This is a genomic window from Streptomyces sp. NPDC051320, from assembly GCF_040682175.1.
Classification (GTDB): Bacteria; Actinomycetota; Actinomycetes; order Streptomycetales; family Streptomycetaceae; genus Streptomyces.
Genome location: NZ_JBFBAL010000013.1, coordinates 124,062 through 146,871, shown reverse-complemented (window position 1 = coordinate 146,871; position 22,810 = coordinate 124,062). Strand labels below are relative to the sequence as shown.

The window sequence follows — 22,810 nt, the reverse complement described above, 5'->3', positions numbered from 1 at the left end:
GCCGCACCGTCCGTCCGGGAGCCCAGCGCCACATGACCACAGAAGCTCCGCCCACCCTGCTGAGCGGCCCCCGCTTCCAGACCGACCCCACCCGGCTCTACCGGGAGATGCGCAAGGCCCACGGCCCGGTGGCGCCGGTGCTCCTGGATGGTGACGTACCGGCCTGGCTGGTGCTCGACTACCGGGAGCTGCACCAGGTCACCGGCGACGCGGCGCTCTTCAGCCGCGACTCGGACCTGTGGAACCAGTGGGACCGCATCCCCGCCGACTGGCCGTTGCTGCCGATGATCGGCCGTAAACAGCCGTCGATCCTCTACACGGTGGGCGAACGCCACCGCGAGCGCGCCACCATGATCGGCAATGCCCTGGAGGCCGCCGATCCCTTCGAACTGCGCCGGATCACCGAGCAGTTCGCCGACGAGCTGATCAACGCCTTCTGCGGGGCGGGCCGTACGGAGATCATCGGCCAGTACGCGATGCTGCTGCCGGTCCGGGTACTGGCCCGTGTCCACGGCTTCCCCGACGAAGAGGGCCCGGCGCTGGTCAAGGCCCTCAACGACATGATCGACGGCGGCGAGGGCGCGCTGGCGGGCCAGCAGCACCTGGCCGGTTCCATGGCCCGGCTGCTCGCCGACCGGCAGGTCGCGCCCGCCGACGACGCGGCCTCCCGGATGCTGGCCGACCCGGCCGGCTTCACCGCCGAGGAGATCGCCCAGGACCTGATGGTCATGATGGCGGCCGGCCACCAGCCCACCGCCGACTGGATCGGCAACTCGGTGCGGCTGATGCTGACCGACGACCGGTTCGCCGCGTCGCTCTCCGGCGGGCGGCACAGCGTCGCCGAAGCGATGAACGAGGTGCTCTGGGAGGACACCCCCACCCAGAACGTGGCCGGCCGCTGGGCCGCCCGCGACACCGTGCTGGGCGGCCGGCACATCGAGGCGGGCGACATGCTGCTGCTCGGTATCGCCGCCGCCAACGCCGACCCGCAGGTACGGACCGACGGTTCGGCCTTCACCGGCGGCAACAACGCGTTCTTCTCCTTCGGCCACGGCGAGCACCGCTGCCCGTTCCCGGCCCAGGAGATGGCCGAGGTCATCGCGCGTACCGGCATCGAGGTCATCCTCGACCGGCTGCCGGACGTCGATCTCGCGACCGACGCGGCCACCCTCACCCGGCGTCCCTCCCCCTGGCTGCGTGGCCTGTCCGCGCTGCCGGTCACCTTCACCCCGGTCCCGGCGCTGTGACCGCACGCACCGTCCTAGGAGACACCGATGACCTGTCCGATCGACCACGAACCCCTCATCCTCGACCCCCTGGTCCAGGACCTGGACGCCGAGAGTGACGCCCTGCGCGCGGCCGGACCGCTGGCCCGGGTGGTGCTGCCGGGCGGCGTCGCCTGTTACGCGGTCACCCGCCACGCGGCAGCCAGGCAACTGCTCACCGACGCACGCCTGGTGAAGGACATCAATGTCTGGGGCGCGTGGCAGCGCGGCGAGATCCCGCCCGACTGGCCGCTGATCGGCCTGGCCAACCCGGGCCGGTCGATGCTCACCGTGGACGGCGCCGACCACCGAAGGCTGCGCACCCTGGTCGCGCAGGCCCTCACCGTACGGCGGGTCGAGCGGCTGCGGGCGGGCATCGAGAAGCTCACCACCGGGATGCTGGACCGGCTGGCCGAGACACCCGCAGGCGAGACGGTCGATCTGAAGGCGGAGTTCGCCTACCCGCTCCCGATGAATGTGGTCAGCGAGCTGATGGGGGTGGACTCCGCCGACCATCCCCGGCTCAGGCACCTCTTCGAGAAGTTCTTCTCGACGCAGACACCGCCGGAGGAGGTCCCGCAGATGATGGCGGACCTCGGCGCGCTCTTCGCCAAGATCGTCGAGTCCAAGCGGGCCAACCCCGGGGACGATCTCACCAGTGCGCTGATCGCGGCCTCCGAGGACGGTGACCACCTCAGCACGGAGGAGATCACCAACACCCTCCAGCTGATGATCGCGGCCGGCCACGAGACCACCATCAGCCTGATCGTCAACGCCGTGGTCGCTCTGCAGGCCCACCCCGAGCAGCGCAAGCTGGTGCTGAGCGGTGAGGTGCCGTGGGAGAACGTCATCGAGGAGACGCTGCGCTGGTCGACCCCGACCTCGCACGTACTGATCCGGTTCGCCACCGAGGACATCGAGGTCGGTGACACGGTGCTGCCCCGGGGCGAGGGACTGATCGTCTCGTTCGGCGCGATCGGACGGGACGAGGAGGCGCACGGCCCGACCGCCGGCGATTTCGACATCACCCGCACCCCCAACCGGCACATCTCCTTCGGCCACGGCCCGCACGTCTGCCCGGGAGCGGCCCTGTCCCGCCTCGAGGCAGGCGTCGCCCTGCCGGCGCTCTTCGGCCGCTTCCCCGAACTGCACCTCGCGGTCCCCGCCACCGAACTGCGCAACAAGCCGGTCGTCACCCAGAACGACCTCTACGCGCTGCCGGTGAAACTCGGCGGCTGACGGCCGCGCTCGTCACGCCGGCCGGTGCCCGCCCCGGCTCCCGGTCCCCGGCGGGCACCGTGGCGTGCACCGGGGCGTGCACCGAAGGTTCGTCTCACCGGGCGGACCTACTGTCCATATCCGCCCGGAACCGACTACGCTCCCGCTCGTGGCTGAGATCCGGATTCCCGCTGACATCAAGCCCGCCGACGGCCGTTTCGGCGCGGGCCCCTCCAAGGTGCGTACGGAGGCGCTGGACGCCCTCGCCGCCACCGGCACTTCCCTCATGGGCACGTCCCATCGCCAGGCCCCGGTCAAGAACCTGGTCGGCGCGGTACGCGCAGGCGTGCGTGACCTCTTCCAGCTCCCCGAGGGCTATGAGGTGATCCTGGGCAACGGCGGCTCCACCGCCTTCTGGGACATCGCGACACACGGGCTCGTCGAGTCCAAGTCGCAGCACCTCAACTTCGGTGAGTTCTCCTCCAAGTTCGCGAAGGCCTCGAAGCTGGCACCGTGGCTCGCCGAGCCCACCGTCATCTCCTCCGACCCGGGGACCCACCCGGACCCGAAGGCCGAGGCGGGCGTGGACGTCTACGCCCTCACGCACAACGAAACCTCGACCGGTGTCGCAGCCCCGATCAAGCGGGTCGCCGGCGCCGACGAGGGCTCCCTCGTCCTGGTGGACGCCACGTCGGGCGCGGGCGGTCTGCCGGTCGACATCACCGAGACCGACGTCTACTACTTCGCCCCGCAGAAGTCCTTCGCCTCCGACGGCGGGCTGTGGATCGGCGTCTTCTCCCCGGCGGCCCTGGAACGCGCGGCCCGCATCCACGCGTCCGGCCGGCACATCCCGGAGTTCTTCTCGCTGCCGACGGCGATCGACAACTCGCTGAAGAACCAGACGTACAACACCCCGGCCCTCGCCACGCTGTTCCTGCTGAACGAGCAGCTCACCTGGATGAACACCCAGGGCGGCCTGGACTGGACGGTCCGCCGCACGGCGACCTCCTCGCGCACCCTGTACGGCTGGGCCGAGGAGTCCAAGTACGCGACCCCGTTCGTGACGGACCCGGCGAAGCGTTCGCAGGTCATCGGCACCATCGACTTCGCCGACGAGATCGACGCGACGGCCATCGCCAAGGCGCTCCGCGCCAACGGCATCGTCGACACCGACCCCTACCGCAAGCTCGGCCGCAACCAGCTGCGGGTGGCGATGTTCCCGGCGGTCGACCCGCAGGACGTCGAGGCGCTGACCGCCTGCATCGACTACGTGATCGAGAAGCTCTAACGGCTGTCGCTCGTCACTCGTCGTAGGAGCCCCGGCAACAACCGCCGGGGCTCCTCGCGTTGGCGACACCGGCGGGCCGCCCCGGGCCCGCGTGCGGACACTCGCCGCCGGCCCGACCCCCTGGGGATCGTCCTTGGCAAGCCGTTCAGCTCGGGCGAGTGCCTCGGGCTCATCGCGGCAGCTGTCGGCTTCTGCGGGGCCCGGCCCTCGCGTTCCCCCTGCCCGCCGCCGAACGAGTCCGCTGGATCCGGCGCACGAGCGGCGGCTACCTCCCTCAGCCGTACGAGCAACTCGCAGCGGCGTACCGGAGGCTCGGGCACGAGGACGAAGCACGTACCGTGCTCCTCGCCGAACGGCTCCACCGCCGCAGCACCCGTTCTGCTTCGTTACGTGCTCCCCCGTACGGGGGAGCACGTCATCCTGCGTGCTGACGTGCGGGCATCTCGGAGTGAGCACGATGGAAGGCATGCTGAAGATCGACGCGCTGCCCAACGTTCCACGTTGGGCTGTCCTCGCCGCCCACACGGTGCCACTTGTCACCCTGCCGTCCGGCCTGTGGCGGATCGCTCAGGTTGCCGGGCTCCCGGTGGCCGAGCAGTTGGGCCGGAACGGCCGCGAGGTGGCAGTGGCGGTCTCGCTGACCCTGATAACCGAAGGCCTCGCCCTGCTCACCCTCGGGTTGGTGCGGCCTTGGGGCGAGGTCACGCCCCGCTGGCTCCCGCTCATCGGCGGACGGCGCGTGCATAGGCTCGCGGCGGTGATACCGGCCCTGCTCGGGGCGACGGTACTGTGCACAATCGGGGGCTGGTTCGCCTGCACCCAGGCGTCAGGACTGATGGGGCGTGTCACGCAGACGCCGACCCAACAAGTGCTTCTCGTGGTGTGCTACTCCCCCCTGCTGGCATGGGCGCCCCTCGTCGCGGCCACAGCGGTCGCGTACTACCGGCGCGGGACGACTGTGCTTCGAAGTCCAGCCTGAGCTTGTTCTCATGGGAATGGCCTTCGTCGCGGTGTCGGCAGCCAGCGAGGTGCAGAGGGTGTGGAGGCCGCCCTTTGCGGATCTCCGGGCAGGGCGACGCCCTTCTGGGCACTGCTGGTATCCGCCTGTCCTTTGACAGCGAACGCAATCGGGCGCCGCCCCTCGACGTCCACCACGCCCTGCGCCGCAGCCTGGCTGCTCGGTCCGCACCCTCAGCCGTTTACGCCGGCCGCATCCATGACTACTTCACCAGCCATCCCGACCGCTTCAGGCTCATGAGCTGGGGACAACTCGAGCTCGACGCCGGCGACTCACCGCCCCACGACACCTACCGGGAATCGGTGGCCCGCAAGATCGAGCAGATCCGCGAGGCCCAGGAAGCCGGCCATCTGGACGCCGACTGGGACCCGGTCGACATCCTGGTCTTCGTCCACCAGATCTCCACAGCCTGGGTGGCACAGCCTGATCTGCTGCCCCCGCACGACGAGGGCCGCGCCACGTTCCTGACGGCACGCCGGGCTGCCATCGTCGCGGCCGTCGAGCGCCTGCTTCCTGCTACCCGGGCGATCAGTCAGTAAGGACGACGACGTGCTTGCCCGGCGTGGTGCCGGACTCAAGGTCGGCCTGAGCGTCACGGACCTGTTCCAGGCCGTGGTAGACCTTCGCGACCGCGACCTTGAGGCGCCCTTCGGCGATGGCCTGGAGCTGATGGGCGAAGACGTCGGCCGGGAGGTCGGCGGCCTGACCGCCGTAAGAGGTCAGCCGTACCCCGCCCGGGATCATGAACGGGGAGAAGTCGGGGATGGACCAGTGGCCCGACAGGGCTCCGGTGAAGCAGACCGTGCCGGGCCGGCGGACGGTGCACAGAGTGTCGGCAAGGACCGAGCATCCCACCAGTTCCAGTGCGGCGTCCACGCCGTCCGGCAGCAGCTCGCGCACCTGGTCCGCGAGGGTGCCGTCGTCGACGAGGGGATGGTCGACGCCCACGGCCCGCAGTTCCCCGGCCCTCTCCGGGCTGCGGGTGGTGGACAGCACGGTCGCTCCGAGATCCTTCGCGATCGTGGCCGCGCTCAGCCCCACCGCGGAAGTACCGCCGCGGATCAGCAGCGTCTGCCCGGCCTTGAGGTCCAGACCGCGGGTCAGGGACCCGTAGGCGGTCTGGAACATCTCCGGCAGCGCACCGACGACGTCCCACGGCAGGCTGGTCTCGAACGGGAGGACCTGCGCCGCGGGGACAGTGACGTACTGGGCGTACGCGCCGTCGTACGAGCGGCCCATGTCGCCCATCATGGTCGCCACCTGCTGTCCCGGCCGCAGCCTGCTGTCCTCGTCGGCCTCATTGACCACGCCGACGCCTTCGATGCCGGGGATGCGCGGGTAGGTGACCTCGGCGTCCGACTCGCCTTTGCGGGTGGTGACTTCGGACTCGTTGACGCCGAACGCCTTCACCTTGATCCGCACCCAGCCGGGCTTGCGGGCGGGTACCGGCACATCCTTGATCTGAAGTGCGTCCAGGCCACCGGGCCGGGTGACGACGACGGCCCGCATCGTCACCGATGCGACGTCGACGACTGCTGCTGTCGGTTGGCTCATGCCGATTTCCTCACTCTGTTTCGCCCCTGTTGGTGCGCTGTTCCGTATCGCCCGCCGGCCGTCAGGGGCGGTCGATGCCCTCCCACAGGTCGAGAACCTGCTGGTAGTGGGCGTTGGCCTCGAAGGGAGGGTTGCCGACGCTTTCCGAGGTGGGCTTGTCCGTGACAGCGGGCCACAGACGCGACTGCTCGCCGGTGGCGAAGTCGAGCACGATGTCGCGGATACGCGTGTCACGCTCGGCCTGTTCGGCGCTGCGGCCCGGCTTCTCCTGACCGACCAGGGCGTACATCTCGGTGCCGTGCACGGCGGGCGCATCCTCGGCGGGGCCGATCATCAGGAGACGGGCGTTGCCGTCCGCGGCGGCGTGCGCCAGGGCACCGCGGGCGGCGGGGAGCGCGAAGAGGTAGTCCGCCATGACCGCGGCGCGGACCTCGGCCGGGGTACGGCCGCCCTGGTCGTAGGCATCGACGATCTTCTTCGCGCGGGAGCGGGAAATGCGCCACCCCGCGACCTCGTCGACGACGCGGTCAACCGTCTGCGGATCGAACCGGTCGAGGTCGTTCGCCACCCACCAGCCCATGTCGTCACTGGCCATGCTCAGCAGCACGTCGACATTCCGGTGCGCGCCCGAGGCGAGGACGTCCATGGGATGGGCGTGCACCACCGCGCCGGGCTGCCCGATGTCCAGGACGACGCCGGTGGCCTTGTTGTCCACCCCGCCGCGGACTCCAAGGTCCGTCGGGGCGACCTTGCACAGAGCGTCCCTCAGGGAGGCCGCGTCGAGGTCGAGCAGCTTCTCCGGGTTGTCCGCCACACCGAGTTCGGTGACGAACCTGTGCGCGAGCTCCTCGGCCCACCAGGCCGGAATGCTACGAGCGGGCCCGCCGGAGAACCCGGCCAGACGCCGGTACAGGCCGTCGGCGGAGGAGGCACCGAGCAGACCGAAGGTCGAGTAAGCGCCGCCGCTGTGGCCATAGACGGTGACGCTGTCGGGGTCGCCGCCGAAGTGGGCGATGTTCTGCTTGATCCAGGTGAGCGCGGCGATGACGTCCTGGAGGAAGAGGTTGCTGGCCTCGGCGAGCCGCCCACCGTACTGCGAGAGCGAGAGCGCGCCCAGGGCGCCGAGCCGGTAGTTGAGCGACACGCCCACCACGCGCCCCGTCGCGGCGAGAGCGGCGGCGTTCGAGGTGATCTGCGTGTTCGCGCCGTACTCGAATCCGCCGCCGTGGATGTAGACGGTCACCGGGAGCGCCTTGTCGGCCGGCTGCTCGGGGGCCCACACGTTCAGGTTCAGGCAGTCCTCGCCCATCCCGCTGTCCGCCTCCAGCCAGTCGCCGCTGTCGGGCTGGACGGAGACGACGCCCTTACGGTCATAGGGGAGGTCCGGATCGAAGTCCGCGACCACGGGACGGCGGTACCGCTCGGCGGTGGCATACGGGATCCCCCACCAAGAACGCACCCCTGGAGCGGTCGGGGCCTTGGGAGCGGTGGGGGTCATGGCATGTCCTTCCGGCGCGGTGCGGATGCTTCGCGCGGGTGTATCGGTGGCTGGTCGCTCGGGGTGACGCTCTCCCATCGTTCCCTGGGATCCGACAAATCGCCCGGCGGGCAGCGGTCACTCGATGGTCACCAGGTGACAATCAGCCGCCCCTCTTCCTCGCCGTCCGCGGATCCCTGCGGACCCACGCCCCGGAGGCACTGTGCTGCCCCTCCGCCGATGGGCCCTTCCGGGCAGTCGGACCCACGTCTGCCCGGTTGCCCCACCGGACCGGCCCGGTCCTCGGTGCCGTCGCTGGCCAAGCAGCCGTGGTGGTCCAGCGGACGGGCCGTTCCACATACTGGAACAAGGGCTACTTCCGCACCGTGGCACACGCGGAACTGACCTCGGACGATCTGCTGGAAGAGCACTGCTTCTACGACGCCTACTACAAGGACTACGTCAACGAAAACGACGAGCGTATTTCCCAACGCTCCGACCCGTGCGGTTCCTTCGCGCTCTCCAACTTCGAATACTTCCAGCAGGAGATCGAAGCGGCACTCGCCGGCCACCCCGTGGTGGGACGCCAACGGGCCGAGAAGTAGTCTGCCCCGGCCCCAGCCGAGCCGGTGCCGCCTCGTGACAGCAAGAATCCGCACGGTCCCGCCGGGCCCGGTCTCCGTCGGTCTCCCGGCTGCTCCGGAGCTGCTGGCTCGAGGACCCTCACCCGTCGATCAGCCGCTGCAGCGCCGGCGCGCACAGCTCGGCCAGCCGCTCGGGGCTGGCGACCTGGCCCGCGCCGGGCCGGTGCAGGCTGAGCGCTGCGCCGAGCCCCAGCAGTTGCCCGGCGATCAGCTCCGCCCGCAGCTCACGCTCCGCACCCGGCAGCCGGGCGGCCAGCCGCGCGGTGACCTGTTCGCGGAAGCGCTCCTTCAGCAGGGAACGTTCGTCGTCGATGCCCAGCGAGAAGACCACCCGCAGCAACGGGTCGGCCTGCTGCGCCCTTCTGCTGCGGACCAGAGTGAGCACCAGATGCCTGCCCAGGTCACCGAGCGGGGCGTCGAAGAGCTCGTCGGCCGCCGCCCCGAAGTCGGCGACCGTGCGGAACAACTGCTCCTTCGTCCCGAACCGTTTGACGATCAGCGAGGCGCTGACCCCGGCGTCGGCGGCGATCCCGCGCATGGTCACCTCGGCGTACGGGCGCCGGGTGAAGGCACGCCGGGCGGCGAGCAGGATGGCGTCCCGGCCGGTCGGTCCGGCCCGCGTCCCCGCCGGGCCGGTGTCCGTACCGCTTGCGGTCATGCGCCCTCCTGAGCCAGCACCTTCGGTCCCCGCTCCCCGACGTTACCGGCGGCGGGTGCCGCCGACCGTCCCGGCAGGCACAGCGTCACGGCCAGCGCGGCGAGCGCGGCGCCGCCGGCGATGAGGAAGACCACGAGGTACGCGTGCAGGGTGGGCGCGGTGTGGCCGCCGGCCCGGAAGGTGAGGTTGGCCAGCACGGCGGCGACCACCGCGCTGCAGAAGGCCTGCCCGACCGAACGCATCAGCGTGTTGAGTCCATTGGCGGCGGCCGTCTCGCTGACCGGAACCCCGCGCATCACCAGCGAGGGCAACGCCGAGTACGCCAGCGCGGTGCCGGACGACACCACCGTGGCGCCCAGGATGATCAGCCAGAGGCTGTGGCTGGTGTAGAAGCGGACCACATAGCCCGCCACCAGTACGGCGGAGGCGAGCGCGAGGGTGACCTTGGGGCCGTGCTTGGCGGAGATCCGCGCGGAGACCGGCGACAGCGCCACCATCGAGAGTCCACCGGGCAGCAGACACAGCCCGCCGACCACGATGGACGCACCGAGCCCGTATCCGGTGCTCTTCGGCTCCTGCACCATCTGCGCGGTGGCCAGCGAGTTGGCGTAGAAGGCGAAGCCGACCAGCAGCGCCGCGATGTTGGTGAACAGCACCGCGGGGCGGGCGGAGATCCGCAGATCGACCATCGGCGAGGAGACCCGCAGCTCGTAATACCCCCAGACCAGACCGATCACCACCGCGGCCACGAACAGCCCGACGATCCGGCCGGAACCCCAGCCCCACTCGCCGCCCTGGGTGGTGGCCAGCAGCAGACAGACCAGCGCCCCGCTCAGCCCGACCGCGCCCAGCGCGTCGAACCGCCCCCGGGTCCGCAGCGGCGACTCCGGCACCACCCGGAGCACCAGCAGGACGTCGAGCACGCCGAGTGCGGCCGACGCCCAGAACATGGTGTGCCAGTCGTAGTGCTCCACCACCATCGCGGCGACCGGCAGACCGATGGCCGCACCGATCCCCAGCGTCGAACTCATCAGCGCCACCGACGAAAGCACCCGGGCCGGCGGCAGCTCGTCCCGCATGATGCTGATCCCCAGCGGCACCACGGCGATGGCGGCGCCCTGCAGGGCACGGCCGGCGATCAGCACCCCGATGTGCGAACTGATCGCACAGAGCACCGACCCCAGCACCAGCACGCCGAGCGCCGCGACCAGCACCCGCCGCTTCCCGTACATGTCCCCGACCCGGCCGAGCACCGGCGTACAGACCGCCCCGGTCAGCAACGTGACGGTGACCAGCCAGCTCGCGGCCGCCGGAGTCGACCCGGTGAGCGCGGGAACGTGCGGCAGCAGCGGCACCACCAGCGTCTGCATGACGGCGACCACACAGCCGCAGAACGCGAGGACGCCGACGAGCAGGCGGGGGTGCGGGGCTTCCTCGACCTCGTCGACGTCCTCGGTCGGTATCGCAGGGGGCATGACTCTCCCGTTGGTCGTGTCGACGCCGGACCAGCCCAGGCAGGGGGGTGCACGAACGTTCACCCCCAGGGTAAACGGTTGTGCACCCCTTCGGCACTCCGCGCAGGGCAGGCCATAACTATCCGCGCGACAGCAGCCCCCGCCATCGCTCCTCGCCCTCGTGACACTCGCCGGTGGGTCGCAGCCCCGCCGCCCTGGCGACCGCGGCCGACGCCGCGTGGTCCGGGTGGATGTGCGCGATCACCTCGCGCACGCCGGACACACCGGCGAGGTGCCGGAACAGTCCCGCCGCCGCCTCCTTGGCGATGCCCCGGCCCTGCCACGGCGCCCCCACCACCCAGGCGATCTCCGCGACCGGCTCCTCGACGGTCGCCTGCAGCGTGCCCGTCGGACGGCCCTCCGCGCGCAGCCGGATCACCCAGTTCCACCAGGTCACGGCAGGGTCCGGGGAGCCCGCTAGCTGTCGTTCGTAACGCGCGCGCAGTTCGTCCGCTGTGGCCGGACGGCCGCCGATGAAGGTGTGCAGCCCCGGGTCGGCCAACACCTCCGCCATCTCCTCGGCGTACCCGACCCGCAGCGGCAGCAGCTCGAGACGGTCGGTGGAGAAGGCCCGGGGCTCACGCATGCCGCGAGGCTACGACGCCCCGGCCGTCGCTGCGATACACGCGCCTAAAATGCACTCGTGCTCCCGGACCACAACGAACCCCGCGAACCCAGCGACCCCAGCCTGCAGGGCGACTGCGCCAACTGCTTCGGGCTCTGCTGCGTCGCGCTCCCCTTCACCGCCTCCGCCGACTTCGCGGTCGACAAACGCGCCGGGCAGCCCTGCACCAACCTGCAGGACGACTTCCGCTGCGGCATCCACACCCGGCTGAGGGACAAGGGCTTCTCGGGCTGCACGGTGTACGACTGTTTCGGCGCCGGCCAGCAGGTCTCCCAGGTCACCTTCGGCGGCCGGGACTGGCGGCAGGACCCGGCGACCGCCCGGCAGATGTTCGACACGTTCCCGGTCGTCAGGCAGCTCCACGAACTCCTCTGGTACCTGACCGAGGCAATCACGCTCGCCCCCGCCCGCCCCGTCCACGCCGACCTGCGCCGCCTCCTCGATGCCACCACCGCGCTCACCCGCCTCACCCCCGAAGCACTCGGCGAACTGGACGTCCCGGCCCACCGCGCGGACGTCAACACGCTTCTCCTGCGCACCAGCGAACTCGTACGCGCCACGGCCGGCGCCAAGAGCAAGAAGAAGAACCGCCGGGGCGCCGACCTGATGGGCGCCCGCCTCCGGGGCGCCGACCTCAGCGGCGCCAACCTGCGCGGGGCCTACCTGATCGCCGCCGACCTCACCGGCGCCGACCTCCGCCTGGCCGACCTGATAGGCGCCGACCTCCGCGACGCGAACCTCAGCCGCGCCGACCTCACCGGCGCCTTCTTCCTCACCCAGCCCCAACTGAACGCGGCGCAGGGCGACGCGGCGACACGGCTTCCGCCGTCATTGGTCAGGCCGGGGCACTGGGCGGCGTAGCGCCCGTGCCCGCAGGACGACACGGATATCGACTACAACCAGGGACCTGCGGGCAAAGGTTGCCGCCTACGGCGAGGCCGACATCCCGGTCTACGTGATTGTGAACCGCAAGCACCAGCGCGTCCACGTACTCACCGAGCCGGTCGGCAGCGACTACGCCGGCCACCAGATCTACGCCGCAGGCCGACAGGCTTCCCTCCCGGCCTCCATCGGCGCCGAGGTCTCTCTCGACGTCGAGGCGATCCTGCTGGCAGGAACCAAGGCGCACGCCAAGGGCTGAACGGACGCCAGGGAGTGACAACACGCGGCAGCCGTGCGTGCATGGTAGGCATGACCACCTCGCCGCCGAGCCCGGAGCCCGGCCCCCTGACTCCCTTCGTCAAGCAGTACGCCGTCCTGCTCACCACCCGCAAACGCGACGGCACCACCGTGGGCACCCCCGTCTCCATCGCCGTCGTGGGCGACCACGCCTACATCCGTACGTACTCCTCGGCCTGGAAGGTCAAGCGGATGCGCAACTTCCCGGAAGTGGAGATCGCACCCTCCACCCTCCGCGGAAAGCCGACCGGCCCCGCCATGAAAGCGCGGGTGCGGCTACTGGCAGCCGGCAGCGCGGAGAACACGAACGCCGCGAAGGCACTCGCCCGCAAGTACCCGATCGTGCACGGCGCCCTCGTGCCGATCGCCCACCGCGTCAAACGGGACACGACCCTGCACTACGAGGTCCGCGCGCTGGAAGGCTAGCCGCGCCGACGGCCGCCACCACCGCCCCGCCGGAACAGCCTCTTCACACCCACGAACAGCACGAAGAGCCCGGCGACGACCGCCACCCCCCACTTCTTACCGCTGCCGCTCCCGGAGCCGCCGGCGTCACTGTCCGCGCTCGCCGAACCACCCTTACCGGACGGCGACTTGGCGGCACCCGACCCCTTCGGCTTCTGCACGGCGAACCGCTCCACCCGGCTCTCCGCCCCCTCCGAGCCCATCATCAGTGCCGACCCGTCGGGGGTGTAGGTCACCGACTCGGCCTGCCCCTGGAACGGCACGTTCAGCTCGTGCTCGGCGCCGAGCCCGCCGTCCCCGGCCGGCTTCCAGTCATAGGTCCAGGCCCCCAGATACCCGCGCAGCGTCAACTGCCTGCCGTCCGGCGAGAACGCCCCGTCGGTCACCCACGGGACATGGCCGATCCGCCGGAACACGTTGGTTTTCGACGCCGAGAGCTGCTTGGGCCCCACGTACAGTCCGCCGCCCTTCTCCTCGTTCTTCGACGCGATGTACACCCGCCCGGTTGTGGGCTGCACCATCAGCGCCTCCGCGTTCCGCGCGCCGTCGGCGTACTTCACGGTGTACTGAGTGGCCCGGACCGTCGCGTCCTTCAGCTGCTCGGGTTCGGGGAAGCGGTATATCCAGACGTGGTCCCACGCCCCGTCGAGGTTGTCGCCGATGTCCCCGACGTAGATGTCCCCGTCCGGCCCGATCGAGATCGCCTCCACGTCACGCGGCTGCCCGACCCCGTGCATCGTCACCCTGGCCACCGTCTCACCGGTCTTCGAGTCCACGGCATAGACGTACGGGCCGTCGCTGCTGTCGTTGTGCGTCCAGTAGATTCCCGGATGCAGGCGGCTCGCCGCCAGGCCGCTGGACTCCTTGATCCGTGGGTCCTTGATCGTGAACCCGCCGTCATCGGCGGCGGCGGGAACCGCCGGAACGACGGCGAGCAGGACGGTGGCCGCGGCCCCGGCGACGTACAGAAGCGAACGCATGACCCCAAGACTGCCACCGTTCTTCCGTCAGCGATGATGACCGGATGCGTCTGAGGATGATGTTCGTCGGTGACTCGATGACCATAGGCCGGGCCGGCGACTACACCTGGCGCTACCGCATGTGGCAGCACCTCGGCGGCAGCTGCGAGATCGTCGGCCCGCGCGCGGAGCTGTACGAGTCGAGCACGGCCTACGCCGATCCCGCCTTCCCCGCCGATGCCCGCCGCCACCTGGCCGGCTGGGGTGAGGGCTGGCACCACATGGCCCCGGTGATCCGCGAGACCCTGACCGCCCACCCGGCGGACCTGCTGCTGATATCCCTGGGCCTGATAGACCTCGGGTTCTACACGGACGCCGAGGACACCGCCCGGAACGCCCGCCGTTTCCTGCAGCAGGCCCGCGGGGCGAACCCGCACATCCGCGCGGTCATCCTGCCGGTGATCCCCAATATCCGCGCCGAGACGGACGCGCCGTTCGCGGCGGAGGTCGACCACTTCAACACCCTCCTGGCGAAAACCATCGCGGACCTCGACCAGCCGACGTCCCCCCTGCTGCTCGCCTCCCGCCCCGAGTCGTACGACATCCACCGGGACACCTACGACGGCACTCACCCGAACGCGAGCGGCGAACACAAACTGGCGGGAGCTTTCGCCGACGCACTGCACCAGGCGTGGGGGGTGGGGGCCGACCGCCGGAAGGCCGGCATTCCGCGGCCCGCGATCACCAGGGCACGGTCCCGCCCGAGCGGTCCAGATACGCCAGACCGGGCGTGCCCAGCCGGGACAGCAGGACGTCCACCAGCAGGGGGACGCTCTCCTCGACGGTGAACGGCGCGTCCGGCCCACCCAGGTCGGTGCGAATCCAGCCCGGTGCCAGGAGGACGAAGGCGCGCTGCGTCTCGGCCTGCCGGGCTGCGAAGCTGCGCAGGAATATGTTCAGGGCCGCTTTGCTTCCGCGGTAGACCTCGCGGCCGCCGGTCGTGTTGTTCGTGATGCTGCCCTGCCCGGACGACATCGCGCCGATCAGCCCGGTGGGAGTGACGAGATCTTCCAGCGCCTCGATGACGCGCATCGGGCTGAGGGCGTTGGTGATCATCACCTGGACGAAGTCCGATGCCGGAACCGCGCCGATCGGGGTCTGCTCGTTACTCGTGGTGCCTGCGTTGACGAAGAGCAGGTCGAGCCGGCGCTGGGCCAGGCGTTCGTGCAGCGGCGCCAGGTGGTCGGGCTCGTTGATGTCGAGGTGCTCGACGCTCACTCGCCCGTCGGACCGGTCCGCGAGATCGTGCAGGGGCGTTCGGGACGTGGTGTCGCGGACCGTGCCGATGGCGCTCCATCCCCTGTCCAGGAATTCGGCCGCCATCGCGTGACCGAGGCCACGCGATGCCCCGATGATGAGCGCGGTCGGCGGGTGCTGGTCTGTGCCAGTCGATGACATGCGGCGTCATCTCCGTTCTTCAGCGGCGAGTCGTACAAGTCTGTTCGCCGCGCTGTTTCCGGGGCGAATGGAAGGGCCCCCTTTGTAGGATTTCCCTTATGGCGGTGATGTCAGTGTGCGAATCCGGCGTTCTGCAGCCCGACGATGTGCGCATCATTCGCGCCCTGCAGATCGCCCCGCGGGCTTCGTTCGCCTCCGTAGCGGCCGCGCTCGGCCTCACGGAGGGCTCCGTCAACCGCCGTTACCGGCGCCTGCGCGCCGACGGCATCGTCCGCGTCGCGGGCATGGTGAATCCAGGAGCGCTCGGACAGAGCAGGTGGCTGGTGCGGCTGCGCTGCCGCCCCGGCAGCGTCTCCGCGATCGCCGACGCACTCGCCAAGCGCGACGACGTCAACTGGGTCGCCCTGAGCGCGGCCGGCTGCGAAATCACTTGCGCGACTCAGTCACGGACCCGTGAGCAGCGCGAAGACCTGCTGGGTCAACGGCTTCCACGCACCGCGGCGGTACTCGACATCAATGCCTTCGCCATGCTCCGCCAGTTCCTGGGAGGCCGCGGCCACTACTGGGCCGCCCTGCAGGGTGTCCTGTCTCCGGAGCAGGAAGCCATGCTGGGCAGTGACGGTCCGCCTTTCACCGAAGCCCCGGTCGTCGCCCGCGACCCTGTGCACGTCACCGCAGAGGACGAGAAGATCCTCGGCTCTCTCGCCGCGGACGGCCGCGCCAGTCTCGTCGACCTCGCCGCAGCGGCCGGCTCCACCCCAGGGCGGGTTTCCCGCCGCCTGCACGCACTGCTCGAACGTCGCGTCGTGCACATCGACGTCGAGATCGCGGCAGCTGCTCTGGGCTATCACGCTCGGGCGAACCTGTGGCTGCGCGTGCATCCGTCGGCGGTCAAGCGGGTCGGACGCACGCTCGCGCAGGAACCCGAAATCGCCTTCGCTGCGGCCGTGTCCGGTCCCCACAACATCCATGCCGTCGCGCACTGCCGCGACCTCGACGAACTCTTCGAGTTCACGACGGGCCGCATCGGATCCCTGGCCGACCTGCAGAGCATGGAAGTCTCACCTGTGCTGCAGCACGTCAAGCAGGCCGGCACGCTGCTGTCCGGCGATCGCCTCGTCGAGACACGACGTACCCGGGCGTGAACCCCGGCGGACATGCGCGGACGGCAGCACCGATCGGGTTCGCGGCCCGGTACGGTGAGCGCCGTCAGGCCGTCACCTCAGCCACGCGCTCCCGCCAGGACACCGCCCGTACCGGGGGCACCACCCGGGCCTGGGCCCGGCCGCCGACGGCATCGGCCGCCCCCGCCACCCGGCACCGCCCGCAGTGCGTCTCGTCACCCACCGGCCGGAACACATGCTCGTCGCCCCCGCCCTTGCACGTCACCAAACCGGCCGAGCCCTCCGCCGGGACCCCGCGTTCAGCCACCGCAGGCAGCTTCGCCACCAGCCGGTGCCGCAGGAAACCCACCGCCGAGCGAATGCCGCCCGCAGGCAGCCCGTCCGCGAGCACCCGCCGCAGGTCCCCCGGCGACACGCCCCGCCGCAGCCACTCGGCCGCCGCTTCGGCCAGTCCCCGCGCCTCCCGGACGCCGAGGTGCAGTTCCCGGCTCACCTGCCGCAGCGACAGCAACACCTGCTCGGCCACCGCCAGTTCGCCGACCGGCTCGTCTTCGGGTGGGGGGTGGGGAAGGTTCTTCTCCGGTAGTTCTTCTTCTGGTTTTGAGCCGCCGACTTTCCGTCCCTCCGGCCCACCGACCGTCGGAGGGCGGGCACTCGGCGGCGGCTCGATCGGCGGCCGGTCACTCGGCGGGCGCTCGCCCGGGGCCACCGCTCCGCTATGCACCCGACTCGCCTCGTCCCGCGTCAAGGTGACGTTCGCGAGGAGCTGCCCCGTAAGCCAACGACCGCGCTCGCCCTGCCAACGCCACTCGTGCAGATACCCGCAGGCGGTGAGGGACTCCTTGGCGCGTTGGTACGCCCGGCCCTTGATGCCCAGCTTGAGCGCGTGCTCGCTGAGCGATGCGTGGGTCTCGCTGTCCGGCAGCCCCTGCACGTACAGCAGAAGGATCTTCGCGTCGCTGTTGAGGCGCTGATGCCGTACGACGTCGTGCGAAGCCTTCGTGAAGCGCCGCGTGGGCGCGATAGCATGACGAAACATCCCGATGGACTCCTGGTTTCCATGCGGCGGTGTAGGTCCTCGGCTCGGTGTTGGTAGCACCTCCGAGGACCGCTCCGTTTTCACGGAGCGTGATGACCTGGTCACCGTACCGCATCGAGAGCACGTCCAACCATTTCATGCAATAAGTCGCACTCCACGAACGGAACTTCGACCGTCGGTGGCGACGCGAGCGGTGTTCAATTGCCACCGCCCGCCACTCGAGGACGAGGAAGTCGAGGCGAGGGTGACAACCCGCCACCAACGGCAGCAGCTTCTGCAACGCCGACCGGCACAGCTCATCAGCTGCGTCCTGGAGAAGATTGCGCTCACTCGCCCCTTTGGGCGCCCCGCAGGTCCTCAAGGAGCAACTGGACCACGTGCTCACCATTTCCCGGCGCCGCAACGGAGAGATCCAGGTGATGCCACCGGATCGTCACACACACGCCGCCCTGAACGGGCCCATGGTTCTGCTGGAAACGGCCGAACGTAAGCAACTCGCGTACATCGAGGGGCAGAGCGGTGGGTTCTTCGTGAGCGAACAACCGGAGACGAGCGACCTGTTCGCGCGCTATGGCATCCTGCGCGCGCAGGCTCTCAACCCGGAGGAGTCGGCGAGACTGATCGAACAGGTGGCGCGCGACCTATGAGGAACGACCTGCACTGGTTCAAGAGCAGCTACAGCGGCGATCAAGGCAACTGCGTAGAGGTAGCCAAGACCACTGCCACCGTCCATGTACGCGACTCGAAGGACCACTCCCGCCCGGGCCTGACGCTAACCCCCACCGCTTGGACGGCGTTCACGCAAGCTGCAACAGAAAGCGATATGCCAGCTTCCTAACGCTTCACGTAGAAGTTCGCACTGGTGAACCCATTACCCTCCAGATAACGTTGGTACGCCTGAGTAACCACCCCCACTGGAGTCGCTAGTGAACCGCCGCCCCTTGTCCGCTGCCGCCGCACTCACGGCCGCTGCAGCCCTCCTGCTCACGGCATGCGGCGGTGGTGACGACAAGCCGAAGGGCAACGACAAGATCGCGGGCGCTGACAGCAGCGCCAGCGCGAAGCCGGCCTCACCGAGCGCGAGCCCCTCTGACGCCGCGGGCCGCCCGAAGATCACGCTCGCCAAGGACATGCACAATATCTTCGAAGGCGGAGAGACCGGGGATCCGGTGAAGGACGCGATCCTCCACGACAACACGCAGGCCATCTCCGCGATGGATGAGGCCGTCTACACCCGGAGCCTGGAGAAGCCTGCCTTTGGCACCTACCTGGCAGGGAATGCAGCGAAGGCAGGCGCCGTCTGGGTCCAAGGCTTCTACGACGAGGGGATCACGTGGACCGGCCAGGTCCGCTATTTCAAGCGCAACATCACTTCTCTCAAGGGGAACGTAGCAACCCTGACGTACTGCTCCGACGATTCAAAGTCATTCAACAAGGACCTCAAGACCGGTAAGAAATCCGGGGCCGTGACGAATCCAGCCGACTATCTGGGCCTCTACAGCACACGACTCAAGAAGAATTCTGAGGGCATCTGGCAGACGACCGAGCTCGTCGCGCACAGGGGAGCCTCGCAGTGCCAGTGACTCGTCGGTGCGTCTCTGCAGGCATCCTCTCAGTGACCGTCCTACTTGCCGCAGCTTCGCCCGCAGTTGCCGGCGGCCACGGAGCGCACGGGGGTGCACTGCCGGGAGAGCCGCCCCCCGCCAAGGTCTCTGGTGGCACCCGTAAAGAGAGCGTGTACGCCACAGCGATCCGCTTCGACGAGTCGAAGAACGGCAGTAACAAATCGGCGACACCCGTGACTCCTGTCACCAACTGGTCGCCGCCCGCATGCTGGTACGAGCCGAAGTGGTCTCCCGCCCAGTTCAAAAAGGAGTTTCAGCGGCGCTGGGACATACCGGACTTCAGTGGGGCGGGCGAGGCCCACGCGCTGGACGAGGACCACTACATCAAGGGCAACCCCTACAAGGACTTCAACAAGTCCCAAACGGGGAAAGGCATGTGGTGGGACGCTGTCCGGGACAAGGCACGCGAGGACGCACTCGACCCTGCTGCGTTCGAGTGCGACACGGCCACCTTCTGGGTCAAGAACGGCGTGACCCCCAAGGTCAAGAACGCGGTCACACCCGAGATCCTGTCCCAGCTGGCTTATAACAAGATCAAGCTTCCGGACACCAAGGTCACACTCGCCCCCGCCGACACCACCAAGGTGAACCTGCCCACCTGGGCATGGCTGGACAAGGCCAAATTCAACCCGGTCTCGGTCACCGCATCGCTGAACGCCGGCGGCCTCAACATCCAGGCCACCACCACAGCCGAGCCGGTCTCCCTCAAAATCGAGCCCGGCACCAGCGACGCGACCACGTTCCCGGCCTCCGGCGAGTGCCCGATCAACAACGGACGTATCGGCGAGCCCTACGCCAAGGGCAAAGCGGACCAGACGCCGCCCTGCGGCGTGGAGTACCTACGCTCCTCCGGGAACGGGACGTACAAGCTCACGGCCACCGTCACCTGGAAGATCCACTGGACCGGAACCGGTGTCACCGACGAACAGTCGCTGCCCGACGGCGAGTTCGGCGCATCCCAGGACGTCACCGTCCAGGAGATCCAGGCCATCAATCAGTAAGTCGTCAACGGGGGAATGATGAGCGACATAAGCATAGACATCGGCGTGCTCGACCGGGTCCGCAGCAACCTCAGGCATTCCTTTCGACGCCCCGAAGGACGATGCAGAAGCGCGTAAGCGAGACCGGACCGAGAAGCAGAGATCGTCCACCGAATTGGCAGCCAGCACAGCAGAAGCCGAACTGGAAAAGATCCGGGCCCAGGCGCGCAAACTGGCCAGCGACCACGTCCTGGAAGGGCAATCCGTCGCCCGACGCCTGGACAAGGCAATGGACATCGCGCCCAACGAGCCAGGGGCTTTGCACAAACTGGGCAGCGCCCTCAAGGAGATCGGCAAAGTGCTCGGCAAGATTGATGACGTCGTGCTCGACGTGATCGATACAGGCGTCGCCGCCGCAGCCAAGTGGCTCGTGGAACACGCCAACGCCATCGCCGCACTGGGTGACGTGCTCGCGACTGTTAGTGCCGCACTGGGCGCGATCTCGCTCGTGCTACTCATTTGCAGTGCGGCATTTCCACCTTTGGCTGTGGGATCCGAGGCGCTGGCCGGCGCATCAGGGTTGTCGGCTCTCGGCGCGCTGGCATTACACGGAACGGCGCGGGCTGCTGGAGGCGAGTCTGTCGTGTCGAACCGGACTCTGGCACAGGACGGCCTCGGGATCCTTCCAGCCGGCTTCGCCTTCAAGGGGGTCGCCCGGGTCGCCTCGGCCAGCCGGGTGGCGGATGCTGCGGCCAACTTCGGCCTGATTGACACCGTTTCGTCATTCACGGGCGATCCGACCACCCTTGGCTACTTTGCCCCGAAAAATCACCGACAGGCGATTGAAGAAGCATCAGGCATAGTGGTCCCCTCCGGCGGACCTCTGCTCGTAGCGTTCGAGAACGCCTGGAAAGGCGGCAGCGAGAAGGACCATGCCGCAAAGCGACAGCAGAGAAACGAAGGCGCGTCATGAAGGATGAACAGATCCTTGGCTACTTCGACGGGCGAGGCACTGTCGATATCACGCTGCGGGGCGGCGATTTGGCGCGCGCGGACAGAATTTCGGCAATTGGATTCGAGTTGGGTTACGATCTCAGGGAATCCACTTGCGTCACGAGGGGGCAGTGGCGCATGGTTTACGTACGAAATGATTCACCTGACGTACGTCAGAGAGCACGAACGACCGAAGCCAGGATGCGCACGGGGGGGCCGCTGCTTCCCGCTGCATGGGGAACTCCAGGCCCACCGGGTGTCGCAGGAGGACCGATCAGTGCCGTAGCAGCGGCAGCCGCGAGACGCAATGTCACGGCTTACGAGACCAATGGGACGAAAGCAGTCGTAGGACTCGCGATATTCGTCAGCCTGGCTTGCTTCGTGATCGCCTGGTTGACACGCGGTACAACAGGTACCGCTTACCCTCTCGCCGTACTCGGTGCCCTCATCGCCGTAACCGCAGCTTTGACGCCACGGTGGGGGCGGCGCTGGTACGAGCGTAATCAGCAGATCGTTTCCCGTTTCGACGAGGGCCATACCGGACATGGTGGCCCGCCTCCACCGCCCCCACCGCCGTCGGTAGCTCGCGACCAGAGGGACGGCAGACGGGGCGATCAGTGATGCACATCAGCTTCGCCGTCCCCTCCGACTTCGTAGACGTACCAATCGGATTGGACTTCGACGAGGCCTGGATGGAGGTCAATTCTCGCAACGCCCACCTATCGCTCGTAGCCACGGAAGATCGGCAGACATTGAGCGAGATGGCAGGAGCACTGCACCACGTATCCCGACTCTTGGACCAAGTCGGGGTCGTGTACGCGGCCCGTTGCCTCCACTCCATCGAAGGGGCACCATCCCAAGCTTCCCTGGCTGTGACTGTCGTGGACTTTTCTCATGGCGGCGATGACGCAGCGACAGCCCACGGAACCTTGCGCGGCGTCCTCCAGTCCCGAGGATCGGAATGGTGTGGGACCGTCCTCGATGTCCCTTGCGGCAAAGCGGCGATCTTCACTGGTGGCCAGAGCTACACGCTTCCCGCGAATCTGTCCCACGTCGGCGAGGAGGTCGAAGTGCCGACCGCGCAGTTCCACGCGATCATCCCGGTTCCGAACACGATTTCCGTCGACAACGAGCGCATGTGTCTGGTCGCGTTCTCCACGCCCAGCATCCAGCACTGGGAGGAACGATACGCCCCGGTGATGGCTGATGTCCTTCGGAGTCTGCGGTTCACAGACGTCCCATCGGAAACGCATGAGGATGCGCGCGCTGCTTTAGATCCGACTGCGTAGAGGTAGCGACGACCCGTGCCAGACTCTCTCCTCCCGCATCACCTTCAAGGGCTCGACAAAGGCATCAGGGGACACCTCCGGAAGTATGACTCCCGTAGGGAACTGGGCCCCGCCCGCCTGCTGGTACGAGCCATATTCGGCCGACGAGTTCGCCAAGAACACGGAGGATGGATACAACACCGTCGCAAACGACCCCCAGGCAGCCCAGCTACGCAAAGACTGCCGTGGGCCAGTTCCGGGACATATACAAGGACGGCAAGTACAAGAACTACAACAAGGACAAGGCCGACGAAGGCAGTTGGTGGGTCGCCACCAGGGATCCCGACCGCTGGATGGATGACGCGGCGCAGGTCTGCGAAAAATCCTGACGAACAGCCATTGCCCAACGGCGAGTTCGGCGCCCCCCAGGACGTCACCGTCCAGGAGATCCAGGCCATC

Annotated in this window: 26 protein-coding genes and 2 pseudogenes; 20 read left to right on the top strand and 8 right to left on the bottom strand. The window is 68.7% G+C overall.

The window, feature by feature from the left end; translation table 11 throughout:
* The first annotated feature begins 32 nt into the window (after positions 1-32).
* The 6 genes and pseudogenes from AB0M87_RS26530 to AB0M87_RS26505 all read left to right on the top strand — a co-directional run bounded on the left by AB0M87_RS26530 (position 33) and on the right by AB0M87_RS26505 (position 5,328).
* Positions 33-1,247 (top strand): cytochrome P450, encoded by a 1,215-nt coding sequence (locus AB0M87_RS26530; RefSeq protein WP_365857279.1) that lies wholly within the window; start codon positions 33-35, stop codon positions 1,245-1,247.
* Between the two features lie 27 nt (positions 1,248-1,274).
* Positions 1,275-2,504 (top strand): cytochrome P450, encoded by a 1,230-nt coding sequence (locus tag AB0M87_RS26525; RefSeq protein ID WP_365857125.1) that lies wholly within the window; start codon positions 1,275-1,277, stop codon positions 2,502-2,504.
* Between the two features lie 148 nt (positions 2,505-2,652).
* A complete protein-coding gene (serC, locus tag AB0M87_RS26520) occupies positions 2,653-3,771 on the top strand; it encodes a phosphoserine transaminase (RefSeq protein ID WP_365857123.1) in 1,119 nt (372 codons plus the stop codon).
* 206 nt (positions 3,772-3,977) lie between these two features.
* A pseudogene (locus tag AB0M87_RS26515) lies at positions 3,978-4,145 on the top strand (oxidoreductase); the annotation flags it as partial.
* Positions 4,146-4,237: 92 nt separating this feature from the next.
* The gene (locus AB0M87_RS26510; protein ID WP_365857121.1) at positions 4,238-4,750 is read left to right on the top strand and encodes a hypothetical protein; all 513 of its coding nucleotides are present in this window, start codon (positions 4,238-4,240) and stop codon (positions 4,748-4,750) included.
* Positions 4,751-4,824: 74 nt separating this feature from the next.
* Positions 4,825-5,328 carry a hypothetical protein gene (locus AB0M87_RS26505; protein WP_365857119.1) on the top strand — a complete coding sequence of 168 codons (504 nt, stop codon included), beginning with the start codon at positions 4,825-4,827 and terminating at the stop codon, positions 5,326-5,328.
* On the opposite strand, the gene AB0M87_RS26500 is transcribed toward AB0M87_RS26505, so the two are convergent.
* Together AB0M87_RS26500 and AB0M87_RS26495 are read right to left on the bottom strand one after the other, a co-directional pair.
* Complete coding sequence (locus AB0M87_RS26500; protein ID WP_365857277.1) at positions 5,318-6,298, bottom strand: zinc-binding dehydrogenase; 981 nt, start codon at positions 6,296-6,298, stop codon at positions 5,318-5,320. The genes AB0M87_RS26505 and AB0M87_RS26500 overlap by 11 nt on opposite strands.
* A 106-nt stretch (positions 6,299-6,404) precedes the next feature.
* Positions 6,405-7,841, bottom strand: coding sequence for a carboxylesterase family protein (locus AB0M87_RS26495; protein ID WP_365857117.1), 1,437 nt, complete (start codon positions 7,839-7,841; stop codon positions 6,405-6,407).
* Between the two features lie 311 nt (positions 7,842-8,152).
* Here AB0M87_RS26495 and AB0M87_RS26490 point away from each other — a divergent pair, with 311 nt between their 5' ends.
* Positions 8,153-8,425: a hypothetical protein gene (locus AB0M87_RS26490; protein WP_365857115.1), complete on the top strand. Its 273-nt coding sequence runs from the start codon at positions 8,153-8,155 to the stop codon at positions 8,423-8,425.
* A gap of 118 nt (positions 8,426-8,543) precedes the next feature.
* Here AB0M87_RS26490 and AB0M87_RS26485 read toward each other — a convergent pair whose 3' ends face one another.
* The 3 genes from AB0M87_RS26485 to AB0M87_RS26475 form a co-directional block, all read right to left on the bottom strand.
* The gene (locus tag AB0M87_RS26485) at positions 8,544-9,122 is read right to left on the bottom strand and encodes a TetR family transcriptional regulator (RefSeq protein ID WP_365857113.1); all 579 of its coding nucleotides are present in this window, start codon (positions 9,120-9,122) and stop codon (positions 8,544-8,546) included.
* The gene (locus AB0M87_RS26480) at positions 9,119-10,597 is read right to left on the bottom strand and encodes an MFS transporter (protein WP_365857111.1); all 1,479 of its coding nucleotides are present in this window, start codon (positions 10,595-10,597) and stop codon (positions 9,119-9,121) included. Before AB0M87_RS26480 ends, AB0M87_RS26485 begins: the two co-directional genes overlap by 4 nt.
* Positions 10,598-10,715: 118 nt before the next feature.
* The gene (locus AB0M87_RS26475; RefSeq protein ID WP_365857109.1) at positions 10,716-11,222 is read right to left on the bottom strand and encodes a GNAT family N-acetyltransferase; all 507 of its coding nucleotides are present in this window, start codon (positions 11,220-11,222) and stop codon (positions 10,716-10,718) included.
* Between the two features lie 57 nt (positions 11,223-11,279).
* Between AB0M87_RS26475 and AB0M87_RS26470 the strand changes: the two genes are divergently transcribed.
* From AB0M87_RS26470 to AB0M87_RS26460, 3 genes and pseudogenes are all read left to right on the top strand, one after another.
* Positions 11,280-12,122: a pentapeptide repeat-containing protein gene (locus tag AB0M87_RS26470; RefSeq protein ID WP_365857107.1), complete on the top strand. Its 843-nt coding sequence runs from the start codon at positions 11,280-11,282 to the stop codon at positions 12,120-12,122.
* A gap of 25 nt (positions 12,123-12,147) precedes the next feature.
* Positions 12,148-12,402 (top strand): annotated as a pseudogene (locus AB0M87_RS26465) (Uma2 family endonuclease); the annotation flags it as partial.
* Positions 12,403-12,452: 50 nt separating this feature from the next.
* Positions 12,453-12,866 carry a PPOX class F420-dependent oxidoreductase gene (locus AB0M87_RS26460; protein ID WP_365857105.1) on the top strand — a complete coding sequence of 138 codons (414 nt, stop codon included), beginning with the start codon at positions 12,453-12,455 and terminating at the stop codon, positions 12,864-12,866.
* Here the strand turns inward: AB0M87_RS26460 and AB0M87_RS26455 are convergent.
* Complete coding sequence (locus AB0M87_RS26455) at positions 12,863-13,885, bottom strand: WD40 repeat domain-containing protein (protein WP_365857103.1); 1,023 nt, start codon at positions 13,883-13,885, stop codon at positions 12,863-12,865. The genes AB0M87_RS26460 and AB0M87_RS26455 overlap by 4 nt on opposite strands.
* Before the next feature lie 50 nt (positions 13,886-13,935).
* Here AB0M87_RS26455 and AB0M87_RS26450 point away from each other — a divergent pair, with 50 nt between their 5' ends.
* Positions 13,936-14,712, top strand: coding sequence for a GDSL-type esterase/lipase family protein (locus AB0M87_RS26450; RefSeq protein ID WP_365857275.1), 777 nt, complete (start codon positions 13,936-13,938; stop codon positions 14,710-14,712).
* Here AB0M87_RS26450 and AB0M87_RS26445 read toward each other — a convergent pair.
* Positions 14,606-15,322 carry an SDR family oxidoreductase gene (locus AB0M87_RS26445; protein ID WP_365857101.1) on the bottom strand — a complete coding sequence of 239 codons (717 nt, stop codon included), beginning with the start codon at positions 15,320-15,322 and terminating at the stop codon, positions 14,606-14,608. The two genes, AB0M87_RS26450 and AB0M87_RS26445, sit on opposite strands and share 107 nt — an antisense overlap.
* A gap of 98 nt (positions 15,323-15,420) precedes the next feature.
* Here AB0M87_RS26445 and AB0M87_RS26440 point away from each other — a divergent pair, with 98 nt between their 5' ends.
* Positions 15,421-16,467: an Lrp/AsnC family transcriptional regulator gene (locus AB0M87_RS26440; RefSeq protein WP_365857099.1), complete on the top strand. Its 1,047-nt coding sequence runs from the start codon at positions 15,421-15,423 to the stop codon at positions 16,465-16,467.
* A 64-nt stretch (positions 16,468-16,531) separates the two neighbouring features.
* Here the strand turns inward: AB0M87_RS26440 and AB0M87_RS26435 are convergent, their stop codons facing one another.
* Entirely contained in the window at positions 16,532-17,485 is a 954-nt protein-coding gene (locus tag AB0M87_RS26435) for a hypothetical protein (protein WP_365857097.1), read from the bottom strand.
* Positions 17,486-17,489: 4 nt separating this feature from the next.
* On the opposite strand from AB0M87_RS26435, the gene AB0M87_RS26430 reads away from it, so the two are divergent.
* From AB0M87_RS26430 to AB0M87_RS26395, 8 genes are all read left to right on the top strand, one after another.
* On the top strand, positions 17,490-17,975 hold the full coding sequence (locus tag AB0M87_RS26430) for a Scr1 family TA system antitoxin-like transcriptional regulator (protein WP_365857095.1): 486 nt from the start codon (positions 17,490-17,492) through the stop codon (positions 17,973-17,975).
* A complete protein-coding gene (locus AB0M87_RS26425) occupies positions 17,863-18,132 on the top strand; it encodes a Scr1 family TA system antitoxin-like transcriptional regulator (RefSeq protein ID WP_365857093.1) in 270 nt (89 codons plus the stop codon). The genes AB0M87_RS26430 and AB0M87_RS26425 overlap by 113 nt, the downstream gene beginning before the upstream one ends.
* The gene (locus AB0M87_RS26420; protein ID WP_365857091.1) at positions 18,129-18,323 is read left to right on the top strand and encodes a DUF397 domain-containing protein; all 195 of its coding nucleotides are present in this window, start codon (positions 18,129-18,131) and stop codon (positions 18,321-18,323) included. The genes AB0M87_RS26425 and AB0M87_RS26420 overlap by 4 nt, the downstream gene beginning before the upstream one ends.
* Positions 18,324-18,411: 88 nt before the next feature.
* Positions 18,412-19,068, top strand: a complete 657-nt coding sequence (locus tag AB0M87_RS26415) for a hypothetical protein (protein ID WP_365857089.1) — start codon at positions 18,412-18,414, stop codon at positions 19,066-19,068.
* Between the two features lie 98 nt (positions 19,069-19,166).
* Complete coding sequence (locus tag AB0M87_RS26410; RefSeq protein ID WP_365857273.1) at positions 19,167-20,111, top strand: hypothetical protein; 945 nt, start codon at positions 19,167-19,169, stop codon at positions 20,109-20,111.
* A 154-nt stretch (positions 20,112-20,265) separates the two neighbouring features.
* Positions 20,266-21,063 carry a hypothetical protein gene (locus AB0M87_RS26405; RefSeq protein ID WP_365857087.1) on the top strand — a complete coding sequence of 266 codons (798 nt, stop codon included), beginning with the start codon at positions 20,266-20,268 and terminating at the stop codon, positions 21,061-21,063.
* 892 nt (positions 21,064-21,955) lie between these two features.
* Positions 21,956-22,372 (top strand): hypothetical protein, encoded by a 417-nt coding sequence (locus tag AB0M87_RS26400; protein WP_365857085.1) that lies wholly within the window; start codon positions 21,956-21,958, stop codon positions 22,370-22,372.
* A 224-nt stretch (positions 22,373-22,596) separates the two neighbouring features.
* On the top strand, positions 22,597-22,740 hold the full coding sequence (locus tag AB0M87_RS26395) for a hypothetical protein (RefSeq protein ID WP_365857083.1): 144 nt from the start codon (positions 22,597-22,599) through the stop codon (positions 22,738-22,740).
* The last annotated feature ends 70 nt before the right edge of the window (positions 22,741-22,810 follow it).